The sequence below is a fragment of the Candidatus Rokuibacteriota bacterium genome (assembly GCA_030647435.1).
Lineage (GTDB): Bacteria > Methylomirabilota > Methylomirabilia > Rokubacteriales > CSP1-6 > AR37.
The window spans coordinates 1-5210 of sequence record JAUSJX010000087.1 but is presented as its reverse complement, the minus strand read 5'-3'; the positions used below and the strand labels follow the sequence as shown (position 1 = coordinate 5210).

The 5210-nt window shown below is 64.5% G+C and carries 9 protein-coding genes; 5 read left to right on the top strand and 4 right to left on the bottom strand.

What is annotated here, in order from left to right:
* On the bottom strand, window positions 1-353 hold a 353-nt coding region (locus Q7W02_16020; protein ID MDO8477671.1), incomplete at its 3' end, for a PDZ domain-containing protein.
* Window positions 354-393: 40 nt separating this feature from the next.
* Between Q7W02_16020 and Q7W02_16015 the strand changes: the two genes are divergently transcribed.
* The 3 genes from Q7W02_16015 to Q7W02_16005 all read left to right on the top strand — a co-directional run bounded on the left by Q7W02_16015 (window position 394) and on the right by Q7W02_16005 (window position 1941).
* Window positions 394-546: a hypothetical protein gene (locus Q7W02_16015; protein ID MDO8477670.1), complete on the top strand. Its 153-nt coding sequence runs from the start codon at window positions 394-396 to the stop codon at window positions 544-546.
* The gene (locus Q7W02_16010) at window positions 546-1058 is read left to right on the top strand and encodes a hypothetical protein (protein MDO8477669.1); all 513 of its coding nucleotides are present in this window, start codon (window positions 546-548) and stop codon (window positions 1056-1058) included. The genes Q7W02_16015 and Q7W02_16010 overlap by 1 nt, the downstream gene beginning before the upstream one ends.
* A gap of 142 nt (window positions 1059-1200) precedes the next feature.
* Window positions 1201-1941 (top strand): PEP-CTERM sorting domain-containing protein, encoded by a 741-nt coding sequence (locus Q7W02_16005; GenBank protein ID MDO8477668.1) that lies wholly within the window; start codon window positions 1201-1203, stop codon window positions 1939-1941.
* A gap of 408 nt (window positions 1942-2349) precedes the next feature.
* On the opposite strand, the gene Q7W02_16000 is transcribed toward Q7W02_16005, so the two are convergent.
* Together Q7W02_16000 and Q7W02_15995 are read right to left on the bottom strand one after the other, a co-directional pair.
* A complete protein-coding gene (locus tag Q7W02_16000; protein ID MDO8477667.1) occupies window positions 2350-2874 on the bottom strand; it encodes a Crp/Fnr family transcriptional regulator in 525 nt (174 codons plus the stop codon).
* Between the two features lie 32 nt (window positions 2875-2906).
* The gene (locus tag Q7W02_15995) at window positions 2907-3998 is read right to left on the bottom strand and encodes a COX15/CtaA family protein (GenBank protein ID MDO8477666.1); all 1092 of its coding nucleotides are present in this window, start codon (window positions 3996-3998) and stop codon (window positions 2907-2909) included.
* 213 nt (window positions 3999-4211) lie between these two features.
* Here Q7W02_15995 and Q7W02_15990 point away from each other — a divergent pair, with 213 nt between their 5' ends.
* A complete protein-coding gene (locus Q7W02_15990; protein MDO8477665.1) occupies window positions 4212-4391 on the top strand; it encodes a hypothetical protein in 180 nt (59 codons plus the stop codon).
* Window positions 4392-4544: 153 nt separating this feature from the next.
* Entirely contained in the window at window positions 4545-4751 is a 207-nt protein-coding gene (locus Q7W02_15985) for a hypothetical protein (GenBank protein MDO8477664.1), read from the top strand.
* A gap of 244 nt (window positions 4752-4995) precedes the next feature.
* Here the strand turns inward: Q7W02_15985 and Q7W02_15980 are convergent.
* The coding region (locus Q7W02_15980; GenBank protein ID MDO8477663.1) for a PDZ domain-containing protein at window positions 4996-5210 on the bottom strand (215 nt) is incomplete at its 5' end.

Here is a 5210-nt window from a genome sequence, read left to right as displayed (position 1 = left end):
GCGGGGCTGCCCTCCTCGACACGCTGGACCACGAGGCCCTGGGTCGCGCGCACGCCCAGCTGCTGGGCGAGGCCCGGCGTCAGCGGCTGCACGGCGAGGCCCAGCGCGGGCTTGGCCTTCTCACCGCCGTCGGCCTGACCGGACTCTTTCGCGTCGAGCGCCTCGATGCGGGCGCTGAGCGTCACCGGCTTACCGTCGCGGATGACCGACAGCCGCACCCCGCGCCCAACCGGCGTGCCGGCGACGGCCCGCGGCAGGTCGCTCGCGCGCTCCACCTTGCGCCCGTCGTACTCCGTGATGATGTCGCCGGACTTGAGACCCGCCCGCTCGGCCGGCGAGAGCGTAGGTAACATAAAACCCGTTCTCAGTCATGGCCCGCCTCGCCGGAGGGTCTTGCCCAAGGGTCTTCCTTGTCACAGCGACTGGGACGTGATCCGCGCGAGCCACCCGCACGAGAAGCTCCAGGCCTTCACCGCCAGGTGGAATGCCCCGGTGCCCAAGGAAGGCGAGGCCAAGCTCAGCTACCGCATCTGGGTGCGCTTCTGATGCGCGTGGCGCTGGCGGCGTGGCTCGGAGCGATCGTTCTGGGCCTCGCTACCGCGCCGGCTCTCGCGCTGAGCTGCATGTTCCTCCCTTTCCACGCGCCCGGCGAGCGCTTCGGGACCAAGGAGCTGGTCGCCCACGTCGAGGTGCTGGAGGTGTGCCCCGACCGAACGATGGATGTTCGCATCGTGCGCGTCTTCCACGGGCGTGAAGAGCGGCCGCTCGTCACCGTGGACGCAGCCCCGGCGATCGGCTGGGATAAGCCGCGGCAGTGGGGATTCACGCCGTTCAAGAGCGGCACGCAATGGGTGATCGTCATGCTTCGAGGAGGAGAGGGCCACGCGCTCTGGCAGCCCCAGCTTTGCCGCGCCTATCTCAAGGTACTGGGCAGCAACGCGGAGGGCTATGTCAGCCAGCTCGGCAAGCGAGAGCATGTCGCGCTCGACGCTCTCGCGCTTTCACGGTCGCGAGGACCGCAAAGTGACCTGATAGGGCAAATCTTTGCCCAGTCATAGGACTGCCTGACTCATCTGGATTCAGCACCTGCGCGTAAGTGTCTTCCCACACACACCTGAACTCATGGCGCCATCCTTGCAATTGACTGGCGCGAGCGTCAGATCCAGCCGCTTCATGGCCCGAGCTGCGGACGCTCCTTACATGACCGATACGGCGATCTTGAGTCACTTAGATAAGGAGAGAGGATTCATGAGATCGTTTCAGTGTGGAATCCTTGCGCTCTGCTTGCTGAGCGCCCCCCTCACGTTCGCGCCGGCGGCGCGCGCGGACGTGCTCAAGGTGACGGGCTTTGCGGTCGGCTCCCAGACCGTCAGACTGGTCAGCCCGTCGCCATTTGTCTCGCGAGACGTCAATGCAGGGGCGTTCAACCTGAACCCGCCCGCCGGGGTCCTTGCCTATTGCATCGATCTCTTTCAGACCATCAGCTTCGGCACGCTGTACTCGGACTACACGACGACGTCACTCGCCGCGGACGCGCAGATCACGGCCGCGCGCAAGGGCGAGATCGCGCAGTTGTTTCACGGCTTCTACACGACCTCGCTGACGAGCTCCACGAACAGCGCGGCCTTCCAGCTCGCCTTGTGGGAGATAGTGTTCGAGACGGGTTCCACCTTGAACGTGGACGGCGGCGATCTGGCCAACAGGGGTGTGACCCACGCGAAGAGCCCGACCACCCCGGCGGGTGTGGTCTTGCTTGCGGACACCTGGCTTGGCGGACTGGGCAGCTTCTCGACGGACCTCGGCGGATTCACCACCTATCGCAGCCCGGAGCATCAGGATCAGATCAGCTACCGGCCGGTCCCTGAGCCGCCCACCTGGGCATTGGTCTTCGCGGGTCTCGGCACGCTTGGCTTCATGGCGCGCCGTCGGCAAAGGTCATGAGCGCGGCAGCGGCACCCCCCTCTGGGTGCGTGGCCAACAGGACGCGAGCGGCGCGCGGCTCTTGACGGCACTGTATTAACGGTACGCGCTCGGGGGTACCGCGGTCTTCCACACGACGGCGGGAAGGTGCCTCCCTGTACGAACAGTCGGAGCTGCTCGGCGGGAGGTCGTGGAGCAAGCCGTCGACCGTCGAGCGCCATGAAATGAGCCCCACGCGTCACGTCGATGCCCAGGCGCCGCAGGTCGTGCGCGGAGCGTAGGTAACATAAAACCCGTTCTCAATCATGGCCCGCCTCGCCCTAGGGTCCTCCCTCGGGACATGCCTTCTCACGGCACTACTTATATGCATTTGTGGCGACCATGGCGATCTGGTCGAGATCAAACACCGGGTCCTGCCATCCCCGTCCGTCAGGTGCCGTAGCTGCGCAGCCGGGCGATGTCGGGGATCGTCACCCGCGGACCATCGACCCCGATCAGTCCGGCCTCGATCAGTTCGTGCAGGATGCGCGAGAAATGCTCGTGAGTCAGATTGAGATGCCCCGCGATCACGCCTTTCCTGGCGGGCAATGTCACCCCCAGCGAGTTGACGGTGTTGACCGCGGATTCGTCACGCAGCAGGTAGCCGATCAGGTGGTGCAGGCGGCGGCTCAGTCCAGCGATGATGCGGCGCGCGAATCCGGGATCGCGCTCGATCTCGGCGTAGACGACGTCGCGTGCGACGTGCAGCAGCAGCGAGTCGGCAAGCGTCGTTCCGCTCACCATGTACGGCTTGTCGAGAAACATGACGGGCTCGCCGACACTCATGCCGGGTCCGATCAACTCGACGACTTTCTCACCGCCTCCAGGCGCCTGCAGCGCGAGCTTGACCTGGCCGAAGATTACGATGGGCAGGTTGGACACGAGATCCCGGACGTTGATGGCCTTGCGCGGCATGGGCAGATCGTGCGTCAGCCGCTGCGCCGCCCTTACGGCTGCACGGTCAGTTCGTCACGCGCCTTGGCGGCTGCCGGTTGCGCCTGCCCGCTCGAGGCGGTAGTCGTCTGCAACTCGTGATTGACGACCAGCGCGGTTGTCAGCAGTAGCAGCGCACCGGCCTGATGCGCGGCGCCGAGCGCCACCGGCACCGCGAGCAGCAGCGTCACGATGCCTAGGGTAAGTTGCAATATCAGCACCGCCGGCAATGCATCGCACCACAGCCGCGCCCACGGTGTCAGGGTCACGTGCCGCGAGCGCCACCAGAACCACGGCACCAGCGCGGCCAGCAGCCAGGCGAGCAGCCGGTGGCCGAATTGCACGGTTGCCGCGTTGTCAAAGAGGTTGGAGTACCACGGCTCGAGCAGCAGAAGTTGCGGCGGGATCCAGTAACCATTCATCAGCGGGAACGTGTTGTAGGCAAGCCCGGCACGGATGCCCGCCACGAGCCCTCCCGACAGGGACATCACGAAGATGATGGCGGTCAGCACGAGCGAGAACCGCCACTGGCGGCGCGCAGTGCCGCGCGGCGGCGCGCCGCGCCGCGTGAGCAATCCCAGCGCCACCCACAACATCGCGGCGTAGATCGCGATTGCGAGTCCGAGATGCGCCGTGAGCCGGTATTGGCTCACGCGCGGATTGTCGACGAGGCCGCTTTTCACCATGTACCATCCGAGCGCGCCCTGCAGCCCGGCGAGCAGGAACATTGCACCGAGCTGCCAGACGCCCGTGCGGTCGAGTTTTCTTCTCAGCAGGAAATACAGAAACGGCACCAGGTAGATGAGTCCGATGGTGCGCCCCAGCAGACGATGCCCGTATTCCCACCAGAAGATGCCTTTGAACTCCTCGAGGCTCATGCCGAGGTTGACCTTCTGGTATTCGGGGGTCTGCTGGTATTTCTGAAAAGTCTCTTGCCACGCCTGCTCCGAGAGCGGCGGCAGCGTGCCGACGAGCGGCTGCCATTCGACGATCGACAGGCCGGAATGCGTGAGGCGCGTTATGCCGCCCACCACGACCAATGTGAAAAGCATGGTGCAGCACAACAAAAGCCATGCGGCGACCTGTTGTTGCGACCTTTGGTCCATTCCGGCTAGCTTCCCATGATTGGTGACAGCGCGCATCAGGGCTTGATTCCAACTTGCTTTGTCCGCGCCACGGTTCGCATAATGATGCCTTCCCGATTTTTTGACACCTTCATTTGCATCACACTTTTGCGCGGTGGCGAGCAGTAGATTTGGCGGCTGGCCTGGACCCCACGTCCTGCGCCACCGAGATCTAACCAAGGAGAGGGAACCCCAATGGCCGATACCAATCGTAATCCTGACCCGACTGCCGACGAAATGGACGAAGGCACCCCGATCATGCAGCAGGTGCTGGATAACCCGTTTCTGCTGTTGTTTCTCGGCATCGCGATGCCCACCGTGCTCTATATCGTATGGGGCGTGATGGAACTCATCACGATCCCGGTCCCGAAATGAACGCAACAACGCAGTATCGGCCGCGGCACTACCGCCGCGCGCGCCGGCAACCAGTCTAACGAGGGAGAACACCCCCTCATGAGCGCAATCCAGCCCCCTTCACAACGCGTGTGGTGGAGGCAGCCTCTTGATCGGCTCGAAGGATCATGGATCGTGTTGTCCCTGATCTGGTGCCTGATCATGTTTTTCATGATGCCATACTGGCACATTTACGGAAAACAGAATCTCGCCAACGAGGCCTACCGCACCACGCCCGACGCGTACACGAAAAAGGCGCAGGCGGTGGTCGATCAGTACACCGTGCGCAAGGAAACCGCGCAGGACATTCCGGTCGTGCATCCGCCCGCGGAGCGTAGATAACATAAAACCCGTTCTCACTCATGGCCCGCCTCGCCCGTGTGTCCTCCCTCGGGACCTGCCTTGTCATAGCGCGGATACCCCCCCCCACCTCGCGCCGATCCTGCCAGAGCGGGGATCAGAGGTCAAATCGGGAACTTGAATCACAGGGTGGGAGCCCTCCACGGGACCATCAGGCACCGGCAGGGGCGCGCTACGGGGACCCGCCGGCGCTGCGAAGCGCCGGCGGGTCCGCTGAGCTGAACCGCTAGACGGTGACGGTGAGGAAGAGGCTCGCGTCCTGACGCTGGATCCGGAAGAGCATCGGCTTGCCCTTGCCGTGCTTGTCCACGGACTCGCGGAGCTCGGCCACGCTCTTGATAGGCTTCTTGTCCACTTCCACGATCACGTCGCCGCGCTCGAAGCCCGCGTCGGCGGCGGGGCTGCCCTCCTCGACACGCTGGACCACGAGGCCCTGGGTCG